The 1,842-nt window shown below is 59.4% G+C and carries 2 protein-coding genes and 1 pseudogene; all 3 read left to right on the forward strand.

The features are described from left to right. A partial coding sequence (gene trpA / locus WBM93_RS03240; protein ID WP_424428101.1) for a tryptophan synthase subunit alpha occupies positions 1-544 on the forward strand: 544 nt, incomplete at its 5' end. An 18-nt stretch (positions 545-562) separates the two neighbouring features. After that, positions 563-1,417, forward strand: a complete 855-nt coding sequence (gene accD, locus WBM93_RS03245) for an acetyl-CoA carboxylase, carboxyltransferase subunit beta (RefSeq protein ID WP_424428103.1) — start codon at positions 563-565, stop codon at positions 1,415-1,417. Between the two features lie 116 nt (positions 1,418-1,533). Further along, positions 1,534-1,842 (forward strand): annotated as a pseudogene (locus tag WBM93_RS03250) (bifunctional folylpolyglutamate synthase/dihydrofolate synthase); the annotation flags it as partial.

The following is a 1,842-nucleotide window of genomic DNA, read 5'->3' on the forward strand; positions in this document are numbered from 1 at the left end:
GGAATTCCGTCAGCGTCATCCGGACACGCCGCTGGTGCTGATGGGCTATGCCAATCCGATGACGATCAGAGGCTCGGAATGGTTCGCCGATGCTTGCGTCGATGCCGGTGTCGATGCCGTGATCTGCGTCGATATTCCGGTCGAGGAAGACGAAAGCCTCGGAGATGCCCTGCGTGCAAGGGATGTCGCCGTCATCCGCCTCGCCACCCCGACCACCGATGCCGAACGCCTGCCGCAGATCCTCAACAACGCCTCTGGCTTCCTCTACTATGTCTCAGTCGCCGGGATCACCGGCCAGCAACAGGCGGCACAGGCCAGCATCGAGGAAGCTGTTACCCGGTTGAAAGCCGGCACCGATCTGCCGGTCGCGGTCGGCTTTGGCGTGCGCACGCCGGAACAGGCCGCCGAGATCGCCCGCGTCGCCGATGGCGTTGTCGTCGGCTCCGCGATCGTCGAAATTGTCGCCGAACATGGCAAAGACGCCGCGCCGCATGTTCGACGCTATGTCAAATCGCTTTCCGATGCTATCAGGTCGGCACGATAGAATTTTAGGGGTTCAAATATGTCCTGGCTAAGCAATGTCCGCAACAAGATCGCGTCGATCACCAAGAAAGAAACAGCCGAGAATCTCTGGCACAAATGCAAGAAATGCGAAGCAATGGTGTTCCTCAAGGAATATGAGGAGAATATGCATATCTGTCCGAAATGCGAGCATCACGGCCGCATCGGACCGATGACCCGCTTTGCCCAGATCATGGATGAAAATAGCTGGAAGATCATTCCCTGGGCCCCGGTCAAGGAAGATCCGCTGAAATTCAAGGACCAGAAAAAATATTCCGACCGCCTGAAAGATGCACGGAACAAGACCGGCGAACAGGATGCGCTGATCAACGTAAAGGGCACGATCGAGAGCATTCCCTGCGTCGTTGGTGTGCAGGATTTTGCGTTCATGGGCGGTTCGATGGGACTGGCTGTGGGTCAGGCCTTTGTCGACGGAGCCAAGCGCGCGCTGAAGGACCAATGCCCGTACATCATCTTCACCGCCGCCGGTGGCGCGCGGATGCAGGAAGGCATTTTGTCGCTGATGCAGATGCCCAAGACTACCGTCGCGATCTCGATGTTGCGCGAAGCGGGCGTCCCGTTCATCGTCGTGCTGACCGATCCAACCACCGGCGGCGTCACCGCCAGCTATGCGATGCTCGGCGACGTGCATATTTCCGAACCCGGCGCAATGATCGGCTTTGCCGGCCAGCGGGTGATCGAGAACACGATCCGCGAAAAACTGCCCGAGGGATTCCAGACTGCGGAATATCTGCTCGAGCACGGGATGGTCGACATGGTTGTGCATCGCAAGGAATTGCGCGCGACCTTGGCGCAGATCCTGGGCTATCTGATGGCCTGGAAAGAGGCCGCCTAAGTTCCCCCTCCCGCTTGCGGGAGGGGTTAGGGGTGGGACTATCATCCATGACCGTGGCAGCATTTCCAGATATTCAGGCCCACCCCCGGCCCTTCCCGCAAGCGGGAGGGGAGTAGATGGCAGACGGCGCAATGTCGGATCATCCGGCAGTCCAGAAACAGCTCGACCGGCTGGAGCTGCTTTCTCCCGGCCGCGATGTGCTTGGGCTGGACCGGATCCGCGAGCTGCTCGACCGCCTCGGCAATCCGCACGAAAAACTCCCTCCCGTTTTCCATGTCGCCGGTACAAATGGCAAAGGCTCGACCTGTGCCTTTCTGCGCGCCGCGATCGAAGCGGAAGGATTGAAGGTCCATGTCTATACCAGCCCGCATCTGGTCCGCTTCAACGAACGGATCCGGCTGGCGGGCAAGCTCATCGAGGATGAA

The sequence above is a fragment of the Parasphingorhabdus sp. genome (assembly GCF_049667325.1).
Taxonomy (GTDB): Bacteria; Pseudomonadota; Alphaproteobacteria; order Sphingomonadales; family Sphingomonadaceae; genus Parasphingorhabdus.

What these genes read in the sequence shown, in the direction of transcription:
- accD (WP_424428103.1), top strand. Translation starts at nt 563, where the DNA reads ATGTCCTGGCTAAGCAATGTCCGCAACAAGATCGCGTCGATCACCAAG.